The 26433-nt window shown below is 37.0% G+C and carries 28 protein-coding genes; 10 read left to right on the top strand and 18 right to left on the bottom strand.

The window, feature by feature from the left end; translation table 11 throughout:
- Window positions 1–125: 125 nt before the first annotated feature.
- Window positions 126–1004, bottom strand: a complete 879-nt coding sequence (locus CLU97_RS17855) for an NAD(P)H-binding protein (RefSeq protein WP_121489134.1) — start codon at window positions 1002–1004, stop codon at window positions 126–128.
- Between the two features lie 51 nt (window positions 1005–1055).
- Here CLU97_RS17855 and CLU97_RS17850 point away from each other — a divergent pair, with 51 nt between their 5' ends.
- On the top strand, window positions 1056–1514 hold the full coding sequence (locus CLU97_RS17850; protein WP_228437786.1) for a winged helix-turn-helix transcriptional regulator: 459 nt from the start codon (window positions 1056–1058) through the stop codon (window positions 1512–1514).
- A 53-nt stretch (window positions 1515–1567) separates the two neighbouring features.
- On the opposite strand, the gene CLU97_RS17845 is transcribed toward CLU97_RS17850, so the two are convergent.
- Window positions 1568–2620 (bottom strand): NAD(P)-dependent alcohol dehydrogenase, encoded by a 1053-nt coding sequence (locus CLU97_RS17845; RefSeq protein WP_121489133.1) that lies wholly within the window; start codon window positions 2618–2620, stop codon window positions 1568–1570.
- Between the two features lie 24 nt (window positions 2621–2644).
- Entirely contained in the window at window positions 2645–3049 is a 405-nt protein-coding gene (locus tag CLU97_RS17840) for a cupin domain-containing protein (RefSeq protein ID WP_121489132.1), read from the bottom strand.
- Window positions 3050–3180: 131 nt separating this feature from the next.
- Here CLU97_RS17840 and CLU97_RS17835 point away from each other — a divergent pair, with 131 nt between their 5' ends.
- The 3 genes from CLU97_RS17835 (at window position 3181) to CLU97_RS23800 (ending at window position 6012) form a co-directional block, all read left to right on the top strand.
- Window positions 3181–4083 (top strand): helix-turn-helix domain-containing protein, encoded by a 903-nt coding sequence (locus CLU97_RS17835; RefSeq protein ID WP_121489131.1) that lies wholly within the window; start codon window positions 3181–3183, stop codon window positions 4081–4083.
- A gap of 204 nt (window positions 4084–4287) precedes the next feature.
- The gene (locus CLU97_RS17830) at window positions 4288–5628 is read left to right on the top strand and encodes a carboxylesterase family protein (protein ID WP_121489130.1); all 1341 of its coding nucleotides are present in this window, start codon (window positions 4288–4290) and stop codon (window positions 5626–5628) included.
- 216 nt (window positions 5629–5844) lie between these two features.
- Window positions 5845–6012, top strand: coding sequence for a hypothetical protein (locus CLU97_RS23800; protein ID WP_183084605.1), 168 nt, complete (start codon window positions 5845–5847; stop codon window positions 6010–6012).
- 58 nt (window positions 6013–6070) lie between these two features.
- Here CLU97_RS23800 and CLU97_RS17825 read toward each other — a convergent pair whose 3' ends face one another.
- From CLU97_RS17825 to CLU97_RS17810, 4 genes are all read right to left on the bottom strand, one after another.
- Window positions 6071–7531: an alpha-amylase gene (locus CLU97_RS17825; RefSeq protein WP_228437784.1), complete on the bottom strand. Its 1461-nt coding sequence runs from the start codon at window positions 7529–7531 to the stop codon at window positions 6071–6073.
- 56 nt (window positions 7532–7587) lie between these two features.
- Window positions 7588–8685 (bottom strand): DNA polymerase IV, encoded by a 1098-nt coding sequence (gene dinB, locus CLU97_RS17820; protein WP_121489128.1) that lies wholly within the window; start codon window positions 8683–8685, stop codon window positions 7588–7590.
- Between the two features lie 105 nt (window positions 8686–8790).
- Window positions 8791–9246 carry a GNAT family N-acetyltransferase gene (locus CLU97_RS17815; protein WP_121489127.1) on the bottom strand — a complete coding sequence of 152 codons (456 nt, stop codon included), beginning with the start codon at window positions 9244–9246 and terminating at the stop codon, window positions 8791–8793.
- 82 nt (window positions 9247–9328) lie between these two features.
- On the bottom strand, window positions 9329–9844 hold the full coding sequence (locus CLU97_RS17810; RefSeq protein ID WP_121489126.1) for a TlpA family protein disulfide reductase: 516 nt from the start codon (window positions 9842–9844) through the stop codon (window positions 9329–9331).
- Window positions 9845–9876: 32 nt separating this feature from the next.
- Here CLU97_RS17810 and CLU97_RS24230 point away from each other — a divergent pair, with 32 nt between their 5' ends.
- Window positions 9877–10008: a hypothetical protein gene (locus tag CLU97_RS24230; RefSeq protein WP_262690460.1), complete on the top strand. Its 132-nt coding sequence runs from the start codon at window positions 9877–9879 to the stop codon at window positions 10006–10008.
- Between the two features lie 26 nt (window positions 10009–10034).
- Here CLU97_RS24230 and CLU97_RS17805 read toward each other — a convergent pair whose 3' ends face one another.
- Both CLU97_RS17805 and lpxK read right to left on the bottom strand, forming a co-directional pair.
- Entirely contained in the window at window positions 10035–10850 is an 816-nt protein-coding gene (locus CLU97_RS17805; RefSeq protein ID WP_121489125.1) for a purine-nucleoside phosphorylase, read from the bottom strand.
- The gene (lpxK, locus tag CLU97_RS17800) at window positions 10834–11859 is read right to left on the bottom strand and encodes a tetraacyldisaccharide 4'-kinase (RefSeq protein ID WP_121489124.1); all 1026 of its coding nucleotides are present in this window, start codon (window positions 11857–11859) and stop codon (window positions 10834–10836) included. Before lpxK ends, CLU97_RS17805 begins: the two co-directional genes overlap by 17 nt.
- Before the next feature lie 88 nt (window positions 11860–11947).
- On the opposite strand from lpxK, the gene truA reads away from it, so the two are divergent.
- The 3 genes from truA to CLU97_RS17785 all read left to right on the top strand — a co-directional run bounded on the left by truA (window position 11948) and on the right by CLU97_RS17785 (window position 15006).
- A complete protein-coding gene (gene truA / locus CLU97_RS17795) occupies window positions 11948–12700 on the top strand; it encodes a tRNA pseudouridine(38-40) synthase TruA (RefSeq protein ID WP_228437782.1) in 753 nt (250 codons plus the stop codon).
- Between the two features lie 28 nt (window positions 12701–12728).
- Complete coding sequence (locus CLU97_RS17790) at window positions 12729–13073, top strand: hypothetical protein (protein ID WP_121489122.1); 345 nt, start codon at window positions 12729–12731, stop codon at window positions 13071–13073.
- A gap of 175 nt (window positions 13074–13248) precedes the next feature.
- On the top strand, window positions 13249–15006 hold the full coding sequence (locus CLU97_RS17785; RefSeq protein ID WP_121489121.1) for an ABC transporter ATP-binding protein: 1758 nt from the start codon (window positions 13249–13251) through the stop codon (window positions 15004–15006).
- A 69-nt stretch (window positions 15007–15075) separates the two neighbouring features.
- Here CLU97_RS17785 and CLU97_RS17780 read toward each other — a convergent pair whose 3' ends face one another.
- The 6 genes from CLU97_RS17780 to CLU97_RS17755 all read right to left on the bottom strand — a co-directional run bounded on the left by CLU97_RS17780 (window position 15076) and on the right by CLU97_RS17755 (window position 20306).
- The gene (locus CLU97_RS17780; protein WP_183084604.1) at window positions 15076–16857 is read right to left on the bottom strand and encodes a M43 family zinc metalloprotease; all 1782 of its coding nucleotides are present in this window, start codon (window positions 16855–16857) and stop codon (window positions 15076–15078) included.
- A gap of 58 nt (window positions 16858–16915) precedes the next feature.
- A complete protein-coding gene (locus tag CLU97_RS17775) occupies window positions 16916–17530 on the bottom strand; it encodes a class I SAM-dependent methyltransferase (protein WP_121489119.1) in 615 nt (204 codons plus the stop codon).
- Entirely contained in the window at window positions 17527–18120 is a 594-nt protein-coding gene (locus CLU97_RS17770) for a hypothetical protein (protein ID WP_121489118.1), read from the bottom strand. Before CLU97_RS17770 ends, CLU97_RS17775 begins: the two co-directional genes overlap by 4 nt.
- Window positions 18110–18580, bottom strand: coding sequence for an RNA polymerase sigma factor (locus CLU97_RS17765; protein ID WP_121489117.1), 471 nt, complete (start codon window positions 18578–18580; stop codon window positions 18110–18112). Before CLU97_RS17765 ends, CLU97_RS17770 begins: the two co-directional genes overlap by 11 nt.
- A complete protein-coding gene (locus CLU97_RS17760) occupies window positions 18580–19431 on the bottom strand; it encodes an alpha/beta fold hydrolase (RefSeq protein WP_121489116.1) in 852 nt (283 codons plus the stop codon). The genes CLU97_RS17765 and CLU97_RS17760 overlap by 1 nt, the downstream gene beginning before the upstream one ends.
- Before the next feature lie 200 nt (window positions 19432–19631).
- Window positions 19632–20306 (bottom strand): DUF4919 domain-containing protein, encoded by a 675-nt coding sequence (locus CLU97_RS17755; RefSeq protein ID WP_121489115.1) that lies wholly within the window; start codon window positions 20304–20306, stop codon window positions 19632–19634.
- Window positions 20307–20524: 218 nt separating this feature from the next.
- Between CLU97_RS17755 and CLU97_RS17750 the strand changes: the two genes are divergently transcribed.
- Entirely contained in the window at window positions 20525–20740 is a 216-nt protein-coding gene (locus CLU97_RS17750; RefSeq protein ID WP_034696179.1) for a hypothetical protein, read from the top strand.
- Between the two features lie 60 nt (window positions 20741–20800).
- Here CLU97_RS17750 and CLU97_RS17745 read toward each other — a convergent pair whose 3' ends face one another.
- Both CLU97_RS17745 and CLU97_RS17740 read right to left on the bottom strand, forming a co-directional pair.
- Entirely contained in the window at window positions 20801–22093 is a 1293-nt protein-coding gene (locus CLU97_RS17745) for an MFS transporter (protein ID WP_121489786.1), read from the bottom strand.
- Window positions 22094–22201: 108 nt separating this feature from the next.
- On the bottom strand, window positions 22202–22954 hold the full coding sequence (locus CLU97_RS17740; protein ID WP_228437781.1) for a DUF3575 domain-containing protein: 753 nt from the start codon (window positions 22952–22954) through the stop codon (window positions 22202–22204).
- Window positions 22955–23120: 166 nt separating this feature from the next.
- On the opposite strand from CLU97_RS17740, the gene CLU97_RS17735 reads away from it, so the two are divergent.
- The gene (locus tag CLU97_RS17735) at window positions 23121–25205 is read left to right on the top strand and encodes a TonB-dependent receptor domain-containing protein (RefSeq protein ID WP_121489113.1); all 2085 of its coding nucleotides are present in this window, start codon (window positions 23121–23123) and stop codon (window positions 25203–25205) included.
- Window positions 25206–25378: 173 nt separating this feature from the next.
- Here CLU97_RS17735 and CLU97_RS17730 read toward each other — a convergent pair whose 3' ends face one another.
- Entirely contained in the window at window positions 25379–26377 is a 999-nt protein-coding gene (locus tag CLU97_RS17730; protein WP_121489112.1) for a T9SS type A sorting domain-containing protein, read from the bottom strand.
- Window positions 26378–26433 lie beyond the last annotated feature (56 nt).

Here is a 26433-nt window from a genome sequence, read left to right as displayed (position 1 = left end):
GCGCGGGAATTAAATTCTATAATAAATTAATAGTGAATCCGCGCGAGTTTAGAATTTTTAGAGAACAAAAATTATTTTTAGCATTTTAATTCCAGTCTTGAACTTTTGTTTCAAGACAAAAGAAATTAGAATTTAGAAGAAAACTCCTTTGCAAAATCTTCTAGCTTAACATTTCCTGTAACTGGAGAACCGTGATCAATAAAATCTTTCTGTACAACACCGGTTCTTATTCCTCTACCCATTTCAACATACAGTTTAGCCATATCTTCCGGCAGTCCGGCTTGAAGCATTCCGTTTAAAGAATCTTCATCGGAGAATTCTACCCATGGAAGTTCAGGTTTATTAACAGAAGTTCCTAAAACTTTAGCAAAATCAGAGGCTTTTCTTACATCGCTTACAATATATCTGATATTGTTGGAATTTCCGTCTTTTACCAGTTCTTCAGCGGCAGCTTTTGCAATATCGTTGGGATGAACTACGGGTACTTCAATATCTGCAGGATAATTTGCCCCAATGATTCCTGCATTTTGAATTAAAGGAATATCATTGAAAAAATTATTATAAAAATATCCCGCTCTTAAAAAAGTAAAAGAGGTATTCTCTACTTCATTGTATATTTTTTCAATATTGTGAAGTCCTGCAATCGGGCCGTTTTCTACAGGAGATTCAGCACCTACGCTGCTTAGCATTACAGCTCTTTTTACATTGGCTTTTTTTAAAGCTTCTGCATAATTTTTCCCTGCATTGGTAGTGTTTTCTACAATTTTATCCGGGCTTAGTGCTGGAGGAGTCATTACAAAAACGGCATCTGCACCTTCAAAAGTTTGAGTTAAAAAGTTGACGTCTGTAATAGATCCTATGGCTGGTGTTGCTCCCAGAGATTCAACTTCCTGTTTTCTGGCCTCGCTGCTGCTTATTACAGTAATATGATGCCCTTCGGCAATTAACTGTTGGGCTAATGGTTTAGCTACATTTCCTAGTGATCCTGTGATTATAATTTTCATAATAAATATTTTTTTATTTCTGAGAACAAAGTTATATTTGTACTTACTTTTATGCAAGTACTTACCCTAAAGTATGTAGATATGACAGCTATCAAAGAAAGTTCAACCATCCAGGAGAATAAAAAGACAGTGCAGGATTGTCCTGTAATGTATGTTATGGAAAGAATTGGCGGATTTTGGAAACCGATTATCCTGTTCAATCTTTCCACAGGAGAAAAAAGATACAGCGAATTGAAAAAAGCCATTCCTGCAGTAACGGAAAAAATGCTCATTCAACATTTGAAACAGCTTGAAACAGACGGATTAATTATCAGAACGGCAAAACCTGTAATCCCTCCTCATGTGACGTATAAACTGAGTGAAGCAGGTAATGAATTGGCTCCCGTTATTGATGCTATGGCAGCTTGGGCTTTTCAGGATATGGAAAGAAATGATATCAAATGTGCTGAAGGAAACAGATACATCACAAATCAGGATCAGAATGCTTTTAGCCAAAATCTGAAAAAATAAAAACAGGCTCTTCAATCTGAAGAGCCTGTTTCTGTTAATATCTTATAGAAGAATTATAAAGACTGCATGTCAATAACGAAACGGTATCTCACATCACTTTTAAGCATTCTTTCATACGCTTCGTTGATGTCCTGCATTTTGATCATCTCAATTTCTGAAACAATATTGTGCTCTCCACAGAAATCCAGTAATTCCTGAGTTTCAGCAATACCACCGATTACAGAACCCGCTACTGACTTTCTTCCCAAAATCATAGGAACTGTATTCAAAATAGGTTCTAAACCTCCAAGATATCCTACCAAAACATGAGTTCCATTGATATTTAAAGTAGTCACATACGGATTGATGTCATGTACATAAGGAACTGTGTCAATAATTACATCGAATTTTCCTTTTACAGAATCCATTTGAGCTTCATCTGTAGAAATCACAACATGATCGGCACCCAATTGTTTGGCATCTTCAGTTTTACCCGGAGTTCTGGAGAATAAAGTAACTTCAGCTCCCAATCCTTTTGCCAGTTTAATTGCCATGTGTCCAAGACCTCCCAATCCTACAACAGCTACTTTAGAACCTGGACCTACATTCCAGTGTTTTAAAGGTGACCATGTGGTAATACCTGCACAAAGTAGTGGTGCTACGGCTGCCAGATCAAGATTTTCAGGTACTTTTAAAACATGGTGGGAATCCACAACTACTTTTTGAGAATATCCTCCAAAAGTATGACCTCCCAAATGTTTGTCTTTTCCATTGTATGTTCCGGTGAACCCGTTCAGACAGTATTGTTCAAGATCATGCTTGCAGCTGTCACAGTGTCCACACGAATCTACAATACATCCTACACCAGCAAGATCACCAACTTTAAATTTGGAAACTTCGCTTCCTACCTTTGTGATTCTTCCTACAATTTCATGCCCCGGAACTGCAGGATACAAAGACCCGCCCCAGTCGTTTCTTGCTGTATGAAGGTCAGAATGGCATACCCCGCAGTATAGAATTTCAATCTCTACATCTTTTGAGGTTACTTCTCTTCTTACAATATTCATTTCTTTCAGATCTGCTGTGGTAGACTCTGCACCATAAGCTTTTACTGTAATTGTACTCATTTTTTATATTTAGTTTATTTAGGTTTATAAATTGTTATACTCTTCATCTGTTACAGGCTCCAGCCATGCTACAATCCCGTTTTGTGTATTAGGATTAATAGCAATATGAGTAAATTCACTATCCGGAGCTGCTCCATGCCAGTGGATGATATCAGGAGGAATATTAACAACATCTCCAGGATTTAAAATCTGAGCAGGTTTTCCTTTTTCCTGATAATATCCGGTTCCTGAAGTTACAATTAAAATCTGTCCGCCTCCATGAGAATGCCAGTTATTTCTGCATCCCGGTTCGAAAACTACATTTCCGATCTGGCAGTTCAGGTTATCTTCATTGGGTTTCAGAATATGAACCCAGGCTGTTCCTCCGGAGAAATAATCTGGAGAAGCTTTTTCTCCTTTCGGAAAAATGTTGGTATTAAAAGTTTCCATAACGATACAAAAGTCGACACTTTCACTTAAACCATACTTATACAGATTACCGAATTACTTACCAATTTTACAGACCTTATTTTAATTACAAAGGAAAGTGGTAATTTTGAATAGTAATAAAAATATACTTCATGGAAAATCAGGAGGTTGAAATCTATAATACGGTCTCGGAATATAATAAAATGGCGAATCACGAAACTCTGCACCCGCTGGTGAGTGTTATTGATTTTTCCAAGTCTGATCCTATTTGCCAGTATAAAAGGAAATTTGGGTTTTATACCGTTTTTCTGAAAGACGTAATGTGCGGAGACATGCAATATGGAAAACACAGCTATGATTATCAGGAAGGAACATTAGTATTTATTGCTCCCGGTCAGACGTATGGAATTTATAACAGAGACAGATCTGTTCAGCCTGCAGGTTTTGCTCTGATTTTTCACCCGGACTTAATCAAAGGAACCAACTTGGGGAAGAATATCAAAGATTATTCATTTTTCTCTTATGACGTACATGAAGCGCTCCATCTCTCAGAAAAAGAAAGAGAAGTGGTGCTGGATTGTTTTAAAAATATTAAGCTGGAACTGGAACAGGCCATTGATAAGCACAGCAAATCTTTGATTGTTAATAATATTGAACTGTTCCTGAATTATTGTATGCGTTTTTATGACCGACAGTTTATTACAAGAGATCATATTAACCAGGGAGTCATTGGGAAATTTGAAAATCTGGTAGATGATTATTTGAAATCTGAAAATCCAAAAAATATAGGTTTCCCCATGGTGAATTACTTTGCAGAAAAGTTGAATCTGTCCGCGAATTATTTTGGAGATCTGATCAAAAAAGAACTGGGCATTTCTGCTCAGGAATTTATCCACAACAAACTTATCGATATTGCCAAAGAACAGATTCTGGATCAGGCAAAAACGATCAGTGAAATTTCTTATGACTTGGGCTTTAAATATCCACAGCATTTTACAAGACTGTTCAAAACGAAAGTGGGGATTTCCCCAAGTGAATATAAAATCCTGAACTAGTTTTTTAACACGAATTACACTAATTTTTTTCACTAATAACACTACGATGATTCGTTAATATTTGTGCCTGCTTTTGTGAAATTTGTGTTTAGATTTTTTCAACACTAATAGCACTAGTTTTTTTCACGAATGACACAATGATGGTTTTTGAAATTTGTGTTTAAATAATTAAATTTAAGGAGAAAAGTTTTCACACTTGTAAAGATGACACCCAATCAGCAGAATACCATTATTTTCGAAACCCACTTCGGGAAAATTTTAGCAGTAAAAGTAGGAGGGATTATCAGAGCCCGAAGTATTCGTTATGCGCATTCTGAAAGATTTAAAAAACCTGTTGCGGTAGAACCTTCTTTATCTTCAATAATTATTTCTCCTGAAAAAACTCCCGTGTGTCCGCAGACTCTAAGTCCGCTCGTGGAAAAGATGATTGGAGCAACACCTGTTGAAACTTTCGAAGCTGATGAATCAACACAATATCTTTCCATAACCCGGCCAGAAACTGTTTCTGAAAATGAAAAACTCCCTGTTATAGTCTGGATCCATGGAGGTTCTCATGAGATTGGCTGTGGAGATCTGGCCACTGCCGATCCTTCTGAGTGGGTGAAAGAACAAAATGTTATTGTAGTTACTGTTTCCTATCGTTTAGGGCTATTTGGATTTTTAGGTGGCAATGAAGAAAGACCTGCCAATCTTGGATTGTTGGATATCATTGAAGCATTAAAATGGATAAAAACCAATATTGCAGATCTGGGAGGTGATGAAAATAATATTACCCTTCTCGGGCAGTCTTCAGGAGGAGATGCCATTGCCCATTTAATGATTTCAGAAAGAGTGGAAAATTTATTTCGGCGTGTGATAATTCAGAGTGCACCTTTAGGATTACGGCATAAAAGACAGAAAATGACTGCAGAATTTCTGAAAAAAACAGAATTTTTGAAAGATGAAACCGATGTTTTAAAAATGATGGATGAGTACAAAACAGCTGTACCTTCTGTAATAAAATATGGTTTGAAAGCTGCGATGCCCTTTGGAACTCAATACGGACATTATCCTTTATGTACAGAAGAAGAATCGGTGGAGATGTGGAAAAAGAATGCCCAGAAATTTGATGTACTGATTGGTTTAAATAATGATGAAACGGCCTTTTATCTTAAAACCTCAGAGGCTTTAAACAAATATTTCGGAAAAGGATTCGGTTTAAAAATCATGGATAAAACCGTTGAGAAGACCACAGCATTGATCTATGGAAATCCGGCAAAGCAGTTTGCTCAAAATCTGGCTGAAGCTGGTGGAAATGTATATCTCTTCAGGATTCATTCTAAATTGAAAGACAACCCTATCGGTGCACCTCATTGTATTGATCTTCCTTTGATTTTTGGAAATGAATCTGCCTGGAAATCTTCCGAACTGCTGAAAGACATTCCCTGGAACCAAATTCATGAGAACGGTAAAAAGCTGAGGGCTCTCTGGGCTGAATTTGCCCGCACCGGAAAAATATCAGACCCCTCTGAAAAACCAGAAATCCTGGAATTGCGAAAGATATAAACCATAATAAGGCTCATGAAAGCTTCTCGTCTTAATCAATATCCCAACTGAAGACGTAAACATTTCCCTTGCTCGGAGGGGTGGCAAAAATTCAAAAAATTTTTGACGGGGTGGTCAAACATATTTTTAGTATTCACTTGTTTTCGTGTGAGATATGTATTCATAATTGTTATTTTTAATGTATATTTAATAACTAAACCATAAAAAATAATAATTATGAATACAAACAAAGAATTCAAAGTAAGAAAGCTTGATCGTCAGGAATTAAAGAGCTTAAAAGCCGGAGACTTAAATTGGGGTAAAGTATGCTGTACTTCCACAGAAGACGGACAATGCTGTGAATGGGCTAAAGATGTCTGGAATTGCAGATACATTTACTGCTAAATCTTAAAGACCTTTGTCAAGGTTCCAAACTTTGACAAGGGTTTCAGGTAAATTAATCTCATTCAGGAATCCATACACTCACATTTCCTGCCGGAGCAGGAAAATCTCCCCATCCGTTTTCATCAATGGTTACTTTTTCTTTGAATCGTTTCAGCAGATCTTTGAATTTTTTACCGGCATACAGTGTTCCTACTTCCATAGGTTTGTTGTAAGAATCTTTATTGCTTAAAACCACAGCGCATCCTGTATGTTCATCATCTCCTGTACGTACCCAGCCGAGACAATTAGCATCTTCAAAATAATCCTGCTGTTCTCCGTAGGCATGATCTTTTCTCGCTTTTAATAATTCTTCAATGCCATCTACTTTGGGCATAAATATTTCCTGATCATTACCTTCTCTGTCTTTATCCACATAATGAGTGCCATAAAGATCCGGGTAAAATACACATGGATAGCCATCTTTTCTCAACAAAATAAGGGCATAGGCAAGAGGCTTGAACCATGGCTCTACCGGAGCTTCAAGATCCTGCAAGGGCTGCGTATCATGATTGGCTACCAAACTTACAGAATGCATAGGATCTGCCTGGGTAAGGGTTTCATCAAAAATCCTTCTGAGATCATAAGAACTACCTTCCCTGGAAGCCGTATGGAAATTATTCTGTAGCGAACTGTCAAAAAGACTCATACATCCGTCCGTTACTTCAATATACTTTTGGAGCAGATGAAGATATCCCGGAGCCCAGTATTCTCCTACTGCGAAAATATTTTTTCCGGAGTTGGAACGAAGCAGGGTAAGCCATTCTTTGTAAAAATCAAAGGAAATGTGCTTTAAAGCATCCAGTCTTACCCCGTCAAAATCGGTCTGGTCAAAATACCATTTTGCCCACGTGTTGAGCTCTTCCCGTACAAAAGGATTCCGGTGCTCAATATCATTATACATCAGGTAATCGTAATTTCCTTTTTCATCATCAATCATTTCTTCCCAGTCGTTTCCGTATTCGGATTGAATTTTATAAATGTGAGAATCCATTCCTTCAGCATAATCTACGCCGCTGAAACAGGTGAAATTCCATTCAAAATCAGAATATTTTTTTCCTCTTCCAGGAAAGGTGAATTTTGTGTAAGATTCTATTTCGATAACATCGGAAATTACTTTTTCCCTGTTTTCCTCATCTACTTTTACCACTTTGAATTTTTCCAGCTCATCACCACCGGCTTTATGACCCAGAACGATGTCCACAATGACTTGTATATTCTGTTTTTTTAGAGTTTTAATGGCTTTTGTATAGTCATTTTTTGTACCGTATTTAGTGGGAAGGGTTCCTTTTTGATCAAATTCTCCCAGATCATACAGGTCGTAGGCGTCATACCCGATAGAATAACCACCATTTGTTCCTTTGTAAGCAGGAGGAAACCATACAGAAGTGATTCCAAGTTTTGCTAAATATCTGGCCTGTTTTTCGGCTTCTTTCCACAATTTTCCGTCACCTTCAGAATACCAGTGAAAAAATTGGATCATAGTTGGGTTCATAAATTTGCTGATTTGATTAATACAAGTTAGCGAAAAAATATGACCTAATCACTTTCAAATTCCTCAAACGGGATTTTTAGTTGAACAGAAACCTGCTTTTTTTCTTCCGTATTCAGTTGGGAGAGGGATAATCCGAGCAGACGTACCGCTTTATCAAAAGGACGGAGTTCCCAAAGTTTTTTTCCAGTGTTATAATACTGTTCGGGTGATGAGAAATAATCTTCTCTTGTTATACTTCTTGTGAAAAGAGAGAAATCTTTATATTTTATTTTTAAGGTTAAAGTTCTTCCGAGAATATTATTTTTCTGTAATCTCTGATGAATTTCCTCTGCAAGACTTTGCAGTTTCTCATTAATCTGCTGTTCATCCAGAAGATCTTCAAAAAAAGTTCTTTCCACCGCCACACTTTTCTGAATACGATGAGGTTTTACTTCTGAAGTATGAATCCCACGTACCACATTATAATAATGCTGACCGGATTTTCCAAAAAGTCTTACCAGATCTTCAAGTGATCTTTTCTTTAAATCTTTTCCTTTATAAATTCCTAAACTAAACATTTTGTTAGCCGTAACTTTTCCAACCCCGTGAAATTTTTCCACAGGTAATTCTTCCAGGAAATGCTCCATTTTATCAGGATGAATGGTTTTTTGGCCATTCGGTTTATTAATATCGGAAGCTACTTTAGCCAAAAATTTATTGACAGAAATCCCTGCAGAAGCTGTTAATCCGGTCTGTTCAAAGATTTTCTGACGGATTTCTTTGGCGATCAGGTTGGCAGATTCTATTCCTTTTTTATTTTCGGTGACGTCCAGATAGGCTTCATCCAGAGACAAAGGTTCTACCAGATCTGTATATTCATAGAAAATTTCCCGGATCTTTTTGGAGATTTCTTTATAACGGGCAAACCGGGGAGGAACAAAAATAAGATGCGGGCATTTTTCTTTAGCCGTCTTACTGGGCATTGCGGAACGCACACCATATTTTCTGGCTTCATAACTTGCGGCAGCCACTACACCACGGTGCTGTCCTCCTACGGCTATTGGCTTGTCTTTCAGCGTAGGATTATCATGCTGCTCCACAGATGCATAGAATGCATCCATATCCACATGAATAATTTTACGAAGAGGCAAAGAAAAATCCATATACAAAGATATGGATTCATTTATTTATGGTAAATTTTTTATAGAAGGGAAGGGCGAGGCCAGATGATGGAAGATCCTTCACAGTACTTAAACTATTTTTATCTCTTACGGTTTTAATCTCATCATAAGAATATGGGATTCAAAACCTGCTTTTTCATAAGCTTTTATAGCGGATTCATTTTGAGCATATACTTCTAGTCTCACCTCAGTGACTCCTCTTGATTTTGCCCAGGCAATGAGCTCATTGGTAATCACTTTATTGATTCCTTTTCCTCTGTGCTCAGGCTTTACATACATAAAGCCGAGGTAGGCATATTCTTTAAACTGATAATAATTCTTCTCTGCTTTTTTGATCAGGGCATAGCCTGATGCGATGATTTCATTATTCTCTTCGGCAACAATTACAGTCGCGTCCGAAGACACCATAAGGCTGTTTAAATCGTAATAATGAATTTCTCCCTCAATAAGGGTGCTGTTGAAAGGTCTTTCTGCACTTACAACTCCCTGTTCAAATTCTAATAGAATTTCCAAATCCTGGTCTGTGGCTTCTCTTGTGATCATGGCGTTATGGGTATAAAATTTTTAAACTCACTGAAAGTTCTGATTTCAGTGAATTTTTGATGTTTTTCGGATAAAATAAATGTTATTGTAAAAGCTTGTCTATGGTTTGCTGAAGTTCAGGATCTTCCGGGGAAATTGCATAGTATTTTGCAATCGAAGATTTCTGATCAATCACCATATATCTTGGGATCCAGTTAAGGTCTACGTAATTATTGAAATCGTTTTTCCAGCCTGTAGAAAACCAGTAATTTTCTTTGTCTTTCATATCAAATCTTTCCAGACTTTTTTCAAATCCTTCTTTTGAACGGTCTAATGACAGAAATACAAAATCAATATTCTTGTTATGTTCTTCTAATTCTTTGGCTTTTGGAAGTGCATTTAAACAATCTCTACACCATCCTGCCCAGAAATCAATCACTAAAACTTTTCCTTTATGCTGAGCCAGAATCTGTTTGATGGTAACGGTTTTTCCCTCTTCATCTTCCAGTTTCTGCTGTAAAGCTTCTTTTGAAAATCCTGTTTTAAGGACGGCAGGGACTTTTTGTGAATAGCTTATTCCAAAAATACCCATCATAAAAATTAGTATCAACTTTTTCATCTCGTACAATTTCATTTATACAAATCTAAACAATGAATTGCAATCTGGGATTGATTTCTCTGGAATTAGGAAAAATTTATAATATTGATGGATTCTATGGGGTAAACCACCCCGTCAAAAATTCTCTGAATTTTCGCCACCCCTCCGGAGGAGTGGAATATTGAACCTTCAGTTGTAATACTGTAAGATTTTATTGATAGTTTTTAATCAAACCTCTAACAACGGCAATTACATTGGGCATTGCTTTATTGGCTGCATTCAAAACTTCTTCGTGAGAAACGGCAAAAGCTACATCCGGCCCGCCAAGATCTGTGATGACAGAAATACAGAAAACATCCATTCCCATATGTCTGGCAACAATCACTTCAGGAACGGTGCTCATTCCTACCATATCACCACCAATAGCTTTGATCATTCCATATTCGGCCGGCGTTTCAAAGGTTGGTCCTTGAAGGGCAACATAAACTCCCTGATGGATTTTTATTTGGTGATCTGCAGCTGCCTGTTCCGCAGTGGCAATCATTTTTTTGTTGTAAGGTTCACTCATATCCACAAAGCGCGGTCCAAGCTCATCGATATTTTTTCCGCGTAAAGGATGCTCAGGCATCATGTTGATATGATCTTTCAGAATGACAATATCTGCAACACTGTAAGCCGGGTTTACACCACCGCAGGCATTGGAAAGAATAAGGTTTTGAATTCCCAGCAAATGAAAAACTCTTATGGGAAAAGTGACCGTTTCCATTGAATGGCCTTCATAATAATGGAAACGTCCGCTCATCATCAGTACTTTTTTGCCTTCCAGAAGTCCGTAAATCAGTTTTCCGGTATGTCCGGCCACGGTAGTCTGTGGAAAATGAGGAATGTCTTTGTACTCTAAAACATGGATCGGTTCTACTTCATTTTGTAACTTTCCCAGTCCTGATCCTAAAACGACTGCAAAATCAGGAGTTTCCTGAATAATATTTTTAATAAAATCTGCAGTCTCTTTAATTTTTTCTAACATAATCTAAGATGATTTGGTTGAATTCTTCTTTCTTATCAATAAGTACATTGATAGGCCAGTAGTAAACAATTTCTCTAAGATAGTCAAAAGTTTTCAGACGTACATAGTCTTTCTCTGTGGTTAATATCAGTTTATATTCTCCCAGTTTTTTATACTCGGCAAGGATTTTTTTAATATCATCATCCGTGAAATTATGATGATCTCTGAATTTTAAATGCTTTACCCTTTTTGAGAATTTTGCCAGATGTTCCAGAAGTGGCTTTGGATTCGCAATTCCGGTAATCAGTAAAATATCATAATAATTCAGGTTGTTATCCGGAAGCATTTTATCTTTTCCGTATACATTTTCGTCATAGCCAATGGATGAAAAGAAAACCTTCTGCCCATAAGCAGGTCTTATCCTTGAGATATAATACCTTTTTGTTTCTTCCGTCAGTTCGTCCGGACATTTGCTGACCATGATGATGTTTGCTCTTTTATATCCGGCTCTTGATTCTCTCAGATCTCCGGCAGGAAGAAGATAATCCTTGAAAAAAGGATCATTAAAATCAGTCATCAGTATATTGAATCCGGCCTTGATGGCTCTGTGCTGCATGGCATCATCAAGTACCAGAACTTCAAGATCCATATCATCAATTACTTTCTTGGCTCCTGGCACGCGTTCTTCGGAAACAGCAATCACAAAACGGTTTTTAAAACGCTCAAAAAGCTGCATGGCTTCATCACCTACCATTTTGTAGTTGCTTTCGTAATTGGTTACTTCATAGCCTTTGGTAAGCCTTCCGTAGCCACGTGAAAGTACACCGGTTCTGTAATGTTTGGATAAGAACTGGGCAAGATACATCACCATGGGTGACTTCCCGCTTCCGCCCACAGAAAGGTTTCCGACATTAATTATCGGTGTTTTGAATTTTGTCGACTTAAAAGCTCCCAGATCATACATGGTGTTCCGGATACCCGTTACCAAATGATAACCAAGGGAAAAAGGATAAAGGTACCATCTTTTCATACGATTGCAAAAATAGTAATTTTCATAAGCATTTGGTGTAATATTCTCAAAGACTTTTCAACAAATATTTCGTTAAATTAAAGTATTTTTGTGGAGTTATTACAATACATTGAGATACTTTATTGAATTTTCTTACAACGGAAAGAATTATTTCGGCTACCAGATACAGCCGGACGCCATTTCTGTACAGGAAGAACTGGAAAAAGCGCTGTCTACTATTTTGCGCGAAGAGATTAAAACTACAGGTGCAGGAAGAACGGATACAGGAGTTCATGCCAAAAAAATATTTGCTCATTTTGATACGGAAAAGGAATTAGATGACCAGCTTCCACGAAGGTTGAACAGTTTTCTTCCGCCTGATATTTCCATTAAAAGAATTTTTCCGGTAAAAGATGATTTTCACGCCCGTTTTGATGCTATATTCAGAACTTACGAATATTATATCTCTCTGGAAAAAAATCCGTTTACTCAGGAATCTGCGTGGCAGCACTGGAAAAGATCTCTGGATATTGATGCGATGAATGAAGCCTGTAAGATTCTTTTTGAATATGAAGATTTTACCAGTTTTGCAAAATTGAAGACTGACAACAAAACCAATATCTGCAAAATGTACAAGGCAGAATGGGAGCAGAACGGATCGGAACTGAAGTTTACAGTTTCTGCCAACCGTTTTCTCAGAAATATGGTTCGTGCTATTGTTGGCACCATGGTAGAAATTGGAACCGGAAAACTGAAGCCTGAAGATCTCCGTAAAGTAATTGAAGATAAAAACCGTAATGCTGCGGGAACTTCAGCACCGGGGCATGGGTTGTATCTGGTGGATGTAGGGTATGAATTTTAAATAAAAAACTAAAAACAAAATAATAATCATGTTATCAATTTTTATTCTTATTGGTGCTTACCGATATTACGCACAATTAGCAGAAAGGTTTGGAAAAACAAAATGGCAGTATGGTGTTCTGGCGATCGGTATTTATCTGGGGACTCAACTGTTATTAGGTTTTGGTTATGGTATATATTTGGGATTAACAGATCCTGAATCTGTAGAAAATATCAATTATACTGGCTTTTCCGGAGTGAATATCATTGGTTGGTTAATCTCTATTGTTGCAGTTTGGGGAGTTTATAAATTCCTTGAAAATAAATTTATAAAAGAAAGACCTGTAAAGCCCATCATTGAAATTGAAGAAATAGGAAAGACTATTGATCAGTAAGAACCGTAACATTTATTTTCTTATTATCCCAAAAGAATGCTTAATATATTCATTCTGTAAATAGTAGGTATCTGAAATTTTCTATGACGATTTGCAAAAGTTGTAAAGGCAGTCCGGTTATAATGTCTTATTTTTGCATAGAATTTTATTTTAATTCTTTCTTTCGATTCGTACAATGAAAAAACAAGATACTTGGGAAATTATAAAAAGGCTGTTCTTTATCGGAATGAAATTTCGTTCATGGTTCATCCTTACCCTTATTATTTCCATATTCCTTTCTATCGTTTCTACTTACAGGCCTTATCTTACCATGCAGGTGGTGGATAATGACATTACAAAGCTGCATGACAAGGCTTTGATGATGAAACATATCTACATTCTTGTAGGATTGGTGTTTGCAGAAACTATTTTAAACTTTTTCTTAGTTTATTTTTCAAATTTCATCTCGCAGAATGTGATCAGGGATATCAGAGAGCGTTTATATGCTAAGCTGATTTATTTCAAAACTTCATTTTTTGATAAAACTCCAATCGGACAGTTGGTAACCCGTGCGGTAGGAGATGTGGAAACTATTGCAACGGTGTACACGGATGGTTTTCTGATGGTATTCGGGGATATTCTGAGAATTTTGTTTGTACTGGTGATGATGTTCAGTACCAATGTTCACCTGAGTTATATTACACTGGCTATTTTGCCTTTAATGGTGGTGATTACAAGATTCTTCCAGAAAAGACTTAAAAAAGCTTTTGGGGATGAAAGAAACTGGACAGCCAATCAAAATTCATTTGTACAGGAAAGATTGGCGGGAATGTCAATTATTCAGGTATTCAACAGGCAGGAATCTGAGTTTAAGAAATTTGATGATATCAATATTACCCTTAAGGGAGCATTACTGAGAACCGTATTTATTTTCTCACTGTTCTTTCCTGTAGTAGAGCTTATTTCTTCATTATTCATCGGGTTTATCCTTTTCTATGGCGGATATATTACGATTAGTGCAGGGGTGGTAATTGCATTTATCCAGTATATTTCAATGCTGATCCGTCCTTTGAGACAGATTGCAGACCGTTTCAATAATATCCAGCGAGGAATTGTAGGAGCAGAAAGAGTGTTGGGACTCATGGATGAAGAGAACTCCATGCCGAATAACGGAACGGTGAAGAAAGACCACTTTGCCGGAAAAATTGAATTTCAGAAAGTGCATTTTGCCTATGATGAAAAGCAGGAAGTTCTGAAAGGAATTGATTTTAAAGTAAATCCTGGAGAAACGGTTGCTATTGTAGGGGCTACAGGAGCAGGAAAATCTACTATTATCAGTTTGATTACAAGATTATATGATATCAATTCCGGAAATATTCTGATTGATGATGTGGATTTAAAAGATTACGAGCTTTATAATCTGAGAAGTCATATCGGAGTGGTATTACAGGATGTTTTCCTTTTCCACGGAAGTATTTTTGAGAATCTTGCCTTTGGAGATGACAGTATAACATTGGATAAAATAAAAGCAGGTGCCAGAGAGATTGAAGTTGACCAGTTTATCCAGCAACTTCCCGGTGGATATGATTATGTAGTGAGTGAAAGAGGTTCATCCATCTCTTTAGGTCAGAGACAATTGCTGTCTTTCCTGAGAGCGTATTTATCTGATCCAAAAATTTTAATTCTGGATGAAGCTACGTCTTCCATTGACCATGAAAGTGAGAAACTGATTCAGAGAGCCACTGAAAAAATTACTAAAAACAGAACATCCATTATCATCGCCCACAGACTTTCTACTATTGAAAAGGCCGATAAGATTATTGTAATGGAACATGGTAAAATTGTAGAAGAAGGGAAACACCTTGATCTTCTGGATAAGAACGGATATTATGCTACTCTTTACAAGGCCCAGCTTCGCCATGAAGTAGAAATGGAAGAAGAAAAAGAATTATAACCTATTAAGGATTGATAATAAACAAAAAAGAGAGCCATGACAGCTCTCTTTTTTATGAATAAAAATATTTTAGAATTTTAATTTCTTCGTAACCGCTTTTCCGTCTTCCAGTATTACTGTTGCCGTAATGATTATATTTTTCTGATCAACCGGATATTTGAATTCTGAAGATTTTACATCTGTTTTTCTCATCAGTAACCTTCCTGAAGCATCATAAATATGCACTGAAGAAATTTTCACATTACTTCTTACGGATACAGCATTTTCATCTTTAAAAATAACAGGTGAATTTTTCAGTCCTGTATTTTCTACTGCTAATAATGCCTGCGTTTCAATGATTACGGAATAATCTTCTACCTGCCCATATTTCGGAGTATAACATGCTGTTACCGCAGTTCCGTTGAACTCTCCGATTACTCTCATTCTTAAAGGAGTATTGGTTACAGCATTTGCAGGCGGAGTTACCTGAGCCGTAGCAAAGGAACCGTTGGTTACACCACTTTGGTTAAGAACCAGTTCTGTAGTTTCATTAAACTGACCATCATTATTATAATCAATATATGCTTTGATAACGTGAGAATTGCTTGTTCCCGGAGCTACAGTAAGGGTTGTAGCTGAATTTTGGGGAATGTTGGTTTTGGATATTCCGGAGCAGTAAGTTCCTGTAAAGTTTTCATAAAAATTATTCGCAACTTGTTTATAATTGTTTGAATAATTATTGATACTTCCGAATTTTACAGAAGTAATTCCTATGTTATATCCACCTGGATTTGTGATGGAAGCAGGGGTACATGCATTCGTTAAAGTAGAACTGTTATTAATGGTTGTAGTAGAAGCAACCTGTGAATTGATCAATGACTGTCTGTACTGTAAAAGCTGTGCGGTGGCTCTGTCCGTCTGCCCTTGTGTAAATAGATTTCTAAAACAATAAGTATACGCCATTACATTTCTCTCTCCACCGTTGTATAACTGGTTGGTACAAGGGTTGATTTGTCCCGTTTGACATGCTTGAGGAACTGTAGGGTGATAAAGACTTTTCATCGGTTCTGTATCGCAAACAAGATCTCCGTCCAGCGTACAATCGTTGTTAACAGGACAATCTCCCGTAGTTTCATTATATCCCTCATGGGTATGTCTAAGTCCCAGAGCATGCCCAAACTCATGCGCTAATGTTTGTGCATTCACAGCAGAAGCACTGGTTGCCATAAAAGCATAATCATTGCTCCCTCCGGGATAATAGGCGAAACCGTTCAATCCTCCGGAGTTGGATGTTAATTTTTTAACAACATAAATATTGTAATATTTTGAAGTGTCCCACATGCCCATTGCCGTAATCTCAGAAGCCGTTACAGCATTGGTGGTATTGTCATTATTAACGCCTCCGCTTACATATTTGGGAAGAGAAGATGCATTGATTCTGTTGATCCCGTTGGTAGCATTACAGCTTGGGTCTTTAGTAGCAAAAACAAACTTTACAGGCAAGATAGCACTTGTTCCGGACATTCCGCTGGTGGAATTTCCTGCAAACACACCGTTGGTATAATTAACCCATGCAATGATATCCGCATCAGATTTATTATTCGTAGTTCCTACGGCGCTTCCGTCTCCTACCACATGTACAACAATAGGAATTTCGTAGACCTGATTGTTGAGTTTAGAAGCAAGCTTTCCGCTTTTGATCATTTTTGATAATTTCAGGTTGAAAGCATCGTCCTGCGCTTTCTCTTCCGGATGCCTTTCATAATGTTTTTTCATTAATTCATCAGTTCCGCATTCCTGAAATTCTATACTTTGTGAATAAAAATTAGAGCAGAATGCTCCTGAAATAAGCAGAAATAATAATTTTTTCATAGTATTTTTCATTTAAGAGTTGTGAATCTAAAAATAAATAAAAAATACGTATAAATAATTAATGTTTTTTTAAACTGCAAAAGACAAAATTCTGAACCGTCCCAAAAGGTGTTGTATGATCTTCCGTAATACATTGTACTTTTTTAAAACTTCTTTCGAATTTTTCTGATAATGATTCCTCATCATACTGCTGGATATCCAGTCCGCTGCATTTCGCAGGTCCGTTTTTAGAAAAAGTTCCGATGATCATACAATGATTCACATTTCTCTCTGCGATGGCAATATATTTTGAAACCTGTTCCGGTGTTGTAAGAAAATGAAAAGCTGCTCTGTCATGCCAGATATCATAGGTTTCAGTAGGTTCAAAACTGGTAATGTCTGTGGCAATCCATTTTACTTTACCAGCTGCATCTCCGAGCCTTTCCTGTGCTTTCTCCAGGGCTTTGGCAGAAATATCAAGAACCGTAATATTTTCATAGCCTTCTTCAAGAAGAAAATCAACAAGGTTACTGTCCCCGCCGCCAATATCAATGATGCTGGCATCTTTGCCCAGTCCGGAAGACCTGATAAAATCAAGAGAGGTTTGAGGTTTTTTCTGAGTCCAGCTTACCTGATCCGGATTTTTGGTTTCATAGACGTTTTCCCAGTGGCTTTTGTTGTCAGAAGATATCATGATTCTTTTAATTGATTATTGATCTCCTCAAATTTATTAATTAATTCGTCAAGTTTCCCTTGTTGTTTTTTTATTGTTCTGGGTCTTAGGTAAAACCAGTTGAAAGCAATCCATGCCAGTGTTACGGCATAGGCCAGGATACCTGAGCCAAGAGTCATTCTTGAAGTATATTCATACATATACAAACAGATGCCCAGAAACAGCATGATAAAATATACATTGAGAATGGTAGTCTGCATCAGTTTCTGCTTGTTCTTTACCACATATAAGCTTTGAAGATACCCGCTGTTAGACTGCGTCTGGTCAATTTTATAAAATACTATAAACATTTTGTTATAGGCAAACAGAAAGATAACCATGGCTAGAATAACCAGTATAATGCCTATTTTTGTTGTAATCATTTGAGGTTGATAACGGTACCATATGAAAAGGATGAATAATGAAGTTGCTATTAATCCAATGTTAGTAAGGATCAGCCTGCGCAGGTTCTGGTTTCTGAATTTTTTAAGCTTTCCGAGAAGCTCTTCCATATTGGGTTTGTTGGAAGTCTGCTGCTTCCATATATTTTTGAAATCTATATTAGTAGCCATTTTCTTTAAACTTTTGTGTTAATTTTTCCTTTATCCTGTGAATCTTTACCCTGATGTTAGATTCCGAAAGTCCTACGATATGAGCTATTTCAGCCTGTTTTATCTCTTCCAGTTCCAATGAGATAATAATTCTATCCGTTTCAGGCAGTTCAGAAATAAACTGATAGAGCATTTGGATCTGAGGTTCTATAGATTCCTGTTTTTTTTCTTCCAGATTGATGGGCAGATCTGTTTTGGCAAATTTCTTTTCCTTTTCAATCTGCCGGAGACAGTTATTAGAAGCAATTCTGAAAATCCATGTTCCTATGCTGGATTCATTCCTAAATTTCGGGAGCTGCTGCCATACAATGATAAATGTTTCCTGGGCAAGATCCTGAGCGAGTTCAGAATCGTTCACATATCCCATACATAAACGGAATATCCTTTGCCAGTAGAGTTCGTATATCTCTTCAAATGCCATTATTTCGCAGATAAAAAGTTAGTAAGCTGATTCAAATACCAGTCTTTATCATCGTACATAATGAAATGTAAACCTTTTGAAGCATACTGCAAATTGGCATTTTTTAAATTTTTATACTGGCCTTCAATCGTTGGTTTAAGGTTCACAAAAAAAGATTCCAAAAGAATAAGAGAGGGGCACTGGATATTTTTTATTTTCTCTCTGAGATCAGTGTTGGAAAAGTCACAATACATCTTGGCAAATGTTTTTCTATCAGATTCCATGCTCCAGCCAATTACGGTTTCCTGCATAGAGGTATCAGCCAGAAGACGTGGCATAGTCTGAGTCTGCATGTTTCTGAATTGCTCTTCAGTCATCGCTGTCAGCTTATCAATAGTAGGAGTGCAGTCATTGTTTTCTTTAGATGTAAAATTAGGATCAGAGATTGCGGCCAGACAGGGAAGAGTGTCTACGATAATGATTTTCCCTACAAGCTCAGGGTAATCTGCTGCCAATGCCAGTGCAAAACCGCCTCCCATGCTGTGTCCGATGATGATAGGTTTGTCAATTTTATTATTACTGATATAATCAGCAATTCCTTTTTCCCAATCTTTAAAGCTGGCATCAGCCTGTGGTTTTGTTCCGGCAAATCCAGCCATTGTTAAAGTGTAACACGTGAAGTTTTTTTCAAATTTTGCAGTCGTTTCATTCCATACATCTCCTGAAGAAGCAAAGCCTGGAATTAAAATGATAGATTGATTTCCTTTTCCGGTTTTTTTTACTTCAAACGGATATGATTTTTGTTGCCCGAATATATTGCATGCCGCTAAAAAAAATAACATGATGATAAGAAGGAATGTGAATTTTTTCATGATTTCTAAGGTTTTAAGGTTTATTTGTCTTTTAGAGACGCGCCTTTAAAAAATGTTACACAAAAATTTATTTTTTCATCAAAAAATATTTCTCCTTCTCCGGAAACCCCTTGTATTAGGGTGAAATCATATAAAATTAATTTTTATAAAAATTGATGGTTGTTATTTAATGGCTACAATAATATAAAAACAGAAGACTGCTAATCTAATATTCTTCCATAGAATCTGCTGATGTTAAAATAAAATCCCGGAACTTTATATTTGTCCTTTTCAAACTCCTGATAATCGCATTTTCCTTTCAGACTTTGTGATTTTGTTTCCATTTGAAACCTATTCAGAAGTACATATTCATCTGTAACGGAAATGACGTGAAAGCCTGTCTCACATTTCAAGCCGTCACCGGAAGTAAGAACAGCATTCAGCAAACCGTGGAAATTTCCTGCAATTTTTTCAGCAGTAGCATCGTCATTATTTAAATGATACAGATAAGCAAGATAGTTCATAGCACGAAGATCCAGCGGATTTTCATCTAATGCATCCAGAAAAAGCTGAATTCCTTTTGAAAGGTCTTTTTGTGAAATTCCTTCTCCCCGGTAATATTTAGCAACCTCTTCAGCTTTCTTCCCAATTTTATAAGGCTGATACTCTTTCTGAAAAGTATAGCCGAAGTAAAGATGACGGTATTGGCTGCTTGTAAGAAGCGTATCATTCTGTTTTAATCTTTTTAAAAGCTTAGGATAATAGAATTCTGAATTTTTATCCTCAATATTTTTTTGAATGGCAGCATAATCCGGGGCTTTAAATTCCATTTTCTGAGCATGAAGGAAAGTGAGCAGGATTAAAAAGAATAAAGAGAAAAATGCTTTAATATTCATGGTTTGTATAAGGTTGTTACAATTTTTTGACTGGTTAAAAATACGGAATATGTATCAATTGGATTATATCGTCTGACTATTTGTAAAAAAAATAATAAAATATTGTCAAAGTGTTATTTTGTGTTAATAAATTTACTAACTTTATTCGGAATTTGAGAGATAACCCCTAACATTTGAAGGGGTGAACGGAATTTTTAACTAAAAAACTAGAAATATTAATGAGCAGTAGTATCCAAGATGAATTTAAAGTCTTTAAAGACGAATTAAGAAAGTTGAATATCGAAGTACAGAAAGTTGTAAAAGTAGGGAACGGTAGTATGGATTTCCACGAGGTTTTCTACAAATCGCCGAGGTATGAAGAGGTAAAAAGCATATACGTCCAGCGTCATAATCTGGATAGTATGATTGAAAAATTTAAACAGGCCTATCATTAAAAAATAGAACGCGCGCCGCAGAGTATCTGCGGCGCGCGATTTTTATAAAGTGATCAGAAATTAATCTTTATCCAGAGTGGAAGTCTTCTTGGTATCTTTCATTCCGACATATACAACCAGAGAAAAAAGGATACATCCGGTGATGTACCAATAAAAATACTCTTCCGAACCAATCTGTTTAAACCAAAGCGCAATATATTCTGCCGTTCCTCCAAATACAGCTACCGTAATAGCGTAAGGCAAACCTACACCCAGCGCCCTGATTTCAGAAGGAAAAAGTTCAGCCTTTACCACAGCGTTGATAGACGTGTAGCCGCTTACAATAATTAAAGCTGCCATAATCAGGAAAAATGCAGTCCAGATGGAAGTTGTTGTACTTAATGCAGTAAGAAGCGGAACAGTGCATAAAGTTCCCAGGATACCAAAACCTAGCAGGAGCGGTCTTCTCCCGATTTTATCAGATAACCCTCCAAATACAGGCTGAAGACAGGCAAAAATAAACAAGGAAATAAATGATACCAACGTAGATTCTTCCTTCGTAAGATGTACGGTGTTAACCAGGAATTTCTGCATATAAGTGGTGTACGTATAAAAAGCCAGTGTTCCTCCTAAAGTAAGTCCTACCACGGTAAGCAGAGCTCTTGGGTGCTTAAGAAGTTCCTGTACGGTTCCTTTTTTCTTTTCGCTGATTTCTTTTTTATTTTCAAAAGCTTCCGTTTCATGAAGATTTGCCCGGAGGTATAATGCAATGATAGAAAGCAGAGCTCCAATTACGAAAGGAATTCTCCATCCCCATTCTTCAAGCTGAGCTTCAGTGAGTAACAATTTCTGTAAAATAAGCTGAATTCCCAATGCTATAAGCTGCCCGCCAATCAGAGTGACATATTGAAAACTTGAATAAAATCCTCTTCTGTCCTGTGTTGCCATTTCGCTGAGGTAAGTTGCAGAAACCCCATATTCACCGCCAACGCTTAATCCCTGAAGTAACCTTGCCAATAAAAGTAATAACGGTGCTAAAATTCCTATAGATTCATACGTAGGAGTAAGGGCAATTAATAAAGACCCAAACGACATCAAAAGAACAGAAAGGGTCATCGCTTTTTTTCTTCCCAATTTATCTGCAATACTTCCGAACATCCATCCGCCGATAGGTCGCATCAGAAAACCTACAGCAAAGATTCCTGCCGTATTCATCAGTTGAGCATTCAGGTCAGAATCCGGGAAAAATGAATGGGAGAAATAAATGGCAAATGCTGCATACGCATACCAGTCGTACCATTCAACAAGATTCCCGATAGATCCGCCAATAATAGCTTTGATTCTTTGGCCTGTGGTGATAGAGGTTGAGTCCATAGATGTTATTTCCAGAAAGTTTTTAATAATAGCCTCCAAGATACAAATTTCAGAAAAAAATAAACCGCTCTGAAAAAGAACGGTTTACCTGTTGCAAGGTTGTATTTTTTAAAATCTATATCCAATGGAAAGTCCGCTTCTAAAGCCTGCCCATGGGCCGTCCACTTTTATTCTGGCACCATTGGCATTGGTTTCTACGCTATATTTTACAAACGGAATATCCAGGTTTTCAATTTCTTTTTTAAGCTGAGCCTGCATGTCAGGTGTTAAAACATAATCTGAATTCATTGTAAAATCACCTTTTCCACTTCCATAATGGGCTCCTGCAATCCAGAAATCCAATACAAGATTCTGACTTCTGGTCAGAAAGAATTGAACACCGACCATTAATCCTCCACTGTTTCCATTAGTATCTCCCTGTCCTCTGAGTGGAATTGGATAGGTATTTCCATCAGGACCTTTGTAATCATAATAAAAATCAAAAGTATTGGAAGTAACACTTGAATATCTGTAGTATGGTGCAAAATAAAATCCTTTTCCATAACCCTTTCCGATATAAAATCTTGGTTCTATCGTAAAGTTTGTAGCTTTTACTCTCAAATTCTGGAATCTTTTCTCGTCTTCATCTTTCAGAAAGGCATTGATGAAAGGTACTTTACCTTCCGGCATTGTTCCGAAGCCGATGTTCAAAGAAAACCATTGGGTGATGGCGCGTTCATAAGACAGATTAATGTTCCTGAATGCATAGGCCGTAACATTGGTCTTGATAATATTCATCTTCTCAGCAGAACTGTTCTCAATTTCCTGAGCTCCTAATCCGGAAAACAGGAAGCACGGGATTAATAGGAATGCTTTTTTCATGACTCTATATTTTGTGATGTAAAAAAATACCAGCAAAAAACGGGCTGAATTTAACATAATAATCATAATTAAAGAAAATTTATTGATAATTATTTATTGAGTTGTGATTATGAATGTAATAAACATCGGAGATTGATTGTCCTAATGGTATAACCCATCTTCGGACATGAAAAAAGCGATATATACCATCTTCTTGCTTTGCGGAACTTTACTGTATGCTCAGGAGAAGAAAAATGATACGGCAAATGTAGCAGCGACAAAAGAAATTCAGGAAGTTATTTTGAAATCACAGCGTAAGAAACAGTTTGCAGATAAAGCTGTATATACTTTTGATAAGGAAGCGCTGGAAAAGGCGCGCTACGCAAAAGATTTATTGAGCACTCTTCCGGAATTGCAGCTGGATCCGGTAACCAATACAATCACAAGTACGAAAGGTGGAACTACCTTATTTCTGATCAACGGTATTGAAGCTACCGATATGCAGATCCGGAGTGTAGCACCCAGTGAAGTGGTAAAAGTAGAGTATTATGATATTCCTCCTGCAAGATGGGCAACAAGAGCTGATACAGTGGTGAACATTCTGACAAGATCTACAGAAACGGGCTATGTTTTTGGTGCTGATGTTTCTGCGGCTTTAAATACAGGCTTTGTGAATGGTTCTGCTTACGCCAATTATACAAAAGGAAAAAATAATTTCGGACTGGAATATTCCCTGAACCTTAGGGATTACAATGACAGAAGGGTCAATAGTATCTATGATTATCAGCTGAACGGAACACATTACCGCTCTGATGAAAACAAAACAGATCATTTCGGGTATACTTTCCAGAATGTGGCCTTGCGTTATACCAGACTTGTTCCTAATGATTATTCTTTTCAGGCTAAACTGAATATGGATATTTTCAGCAGATTTTCAAAAGGAGTGGGGGCAAGTGTCTTTACCGAGGATAATCTGATGGAAGAGCATAATATGTTTAAAAATAATGGCTCAGACTACGTAATTCCTAAGCTGGATCTTTATTATTCTAAAAAAATCGGTGAAAAAGATGAATTGAGCATTAACCTGGTAGGTTCTCACTATACGACAAATACTACAGAAACAGCCCAAGAATGGATCGTTGGTTCAGGACTGTCCGTATACGATAATGATATGGTTCTGAAAGCCAGGCAAACGAGTCTGGTAGGAGAACTTGCCCATGTTCATGATTTTAAAGCCGGAAAATTGTCATCGGGATACCGAATTTCAAGGTCTTCTATTTCCAATGACCTGAATAACCTGGCCGGATATTCCCAGTACAGTGTCACTTATCTGGAACAGTATTTTTATACAGAATTTTCCGGAAAAGTAGATAAATTCAGTTACCGTCTTGGAGCGGGGCTGACCAATATTCACAATAAAAGTGCAGAGAATACTTTTGATGAATGGACGTTTACCCCAAAAGTTATTTTAGCCTATCAGCTTAAAGGAAACCAAAACCTTCGTTTTACGGCAAGTTACAATCCGATAAGTCCGGGGAGTAATGCTTTGAGCAGTAATGTGGTGCAGCTGGCACCTAATATTGTTCAGCGGGGAAACCCTTTCCTGGAATCTCAACAGGTTTTTTCTAATAACCTGACTTATTCTTTTAATAATAAATACTTTGATTTTAATGCAGGTTTATTTTACAGATATACCAACAGGGTAATCAATCAGTATTACGTTCAGGATGATGTATTGGGAGGATATGCTCTGACGTATGAGAATGGAAAAAACGGACAACGGTATGGTGCTCAGTTAACGGGATCTTATAAACCTTTTGGAAATAGCCTTCTTGTGATAAAAGCAGTCATCACTCCAACGTCTGAGACTGTAAGGACAAGTAAAGGTGCTTTGATCAAAAATGATTATTTAGGAAATTATTTTTCGCTTTCTTCTGAATATAAATCTTTTTCAGTGCAGTATCAGTTCAATATTCCGGTCTATAGCCTTAATGGCGCATTCCTTAATACGAATGAAAACCAGAATAATATTTTTGTAAGTTATAAACACAAAAACTGGACGTTCTCCACCGGAATGTACTGGATTGGAATGCCTTCAGAATACAAAACGAAAAGTCTGCCGGAAAGTTTGGTAGATTATAAAGTTCATACACAAATTATGAATAATAAATCAATGTTTGTATTAGGGCTAAGCTATGATTTTTCCAAAGGCAAAAAGACAGAAATTCAGCGAAAACTGAATAATGAAACGGCTCCTGCTGCTACTTTTTAAAAGTTGTTTTTAGGAGGGGAGAGGGAGGGAAGTTGGAAGGTGGGAGTTTATATTGTGCAGATTATGAAAATAGAATAAAAATTAAACTCTATGTATTCTTAGACTAAAATAACTTCCATCCTCCAGCTTCCTTGTCAAAAAATCCCGTTCAATCTGTTGAACGGGATTTTTTATTATTTCTTAATGAATTTTGTATTCTTTTTGTCTGCCGTATTTTTTCCACTGATCTCAATGAAGTAAGAAGCTGGCGGAAGATCTGAGATCTGAATGTTTCCTGATTTTACCTCTGAAGTTTTAACCAGTTTTCCATCCAGACTGTAGATATTTGCTTTGGAGTAATTTTCTGTATTTCCTTTAAAGCCAATAAAATCTTTAGCCGGGTTAGGATAAACAACCAGATTTTCTTTTTTTACAGCATTGTTTACAGCCAGAAATGTTTCGCTCAACGCCTGTGCACTTGAAGTAGACTGATTGATTCCTAATAATGGAACGCTGATGTTTCCGTTGGTTGTGCTTAATATTGCATATCTGTGAGAAGCATCATAATAGGCATATGCAGTATTGGTAACTGTTCCAATCGGGTTAGAGTAAATGACATCAAAAGAAGAATATAAATTAAAATTCTGAGTATACTTTACTCTAAGGACATTGCTGTATGTTTGGTTGCCTACAATCAAAGTTCCGTATGCGTCAGCCTGAGTGGCTAGTGTTCCACTGAATAGTCCGTTGGCAACAGATGAGGTGAAAGTGCCTTTAGCAGTATCGTTTTGAGCAGGTCCGTAGGTTGTAGGATAATTATTATAAGTACCATTATCTACACTGAAATTTAAAGTGGCCTGAGGATTTACAATTCCCGTAATTTCCAGCTTTGTTGCAGATGCTTTATAATAAATAGTATTTGTTCCATCCACCATTTTAATGGTAGATCCGGGAAATGTAGTGATTTCAGTTGAAGTAGGAACAGAATAAGTCGTTTGAGATGAAGCTCCCATCGTAAGACTTCCGTTTGAAAATGTAACGTTAGCTCCTGTTGCAGAGTTGTCCACAGTTCCGTTTAGCTGATTGTAATTAACAACGTCTCCGGAAACGGGATCATTGGCGGCTTTCGTCAATGTAATCTGCGCAGAAAGCATGGCAGAAGTCCCCAATAAAAAGAGTATAGATTTTTTCATAGTCAGGAAATTTTTTGTTAAAATTAATTAAAAATAGTATTGAATTTTTAAATTAA

The sequence above is a fragment of the Chryseobacterium sp. 7 genome, from assembly GCF_003663845.1.
GTDB lineage: Bacteria > Bacteroidota > Bacteroidia > Flavobacteriales > Weeksellaceae > Chryseobacterium.
This window is presented reverse-complemented; position numbering and strand designations above follow the sequence as displayed.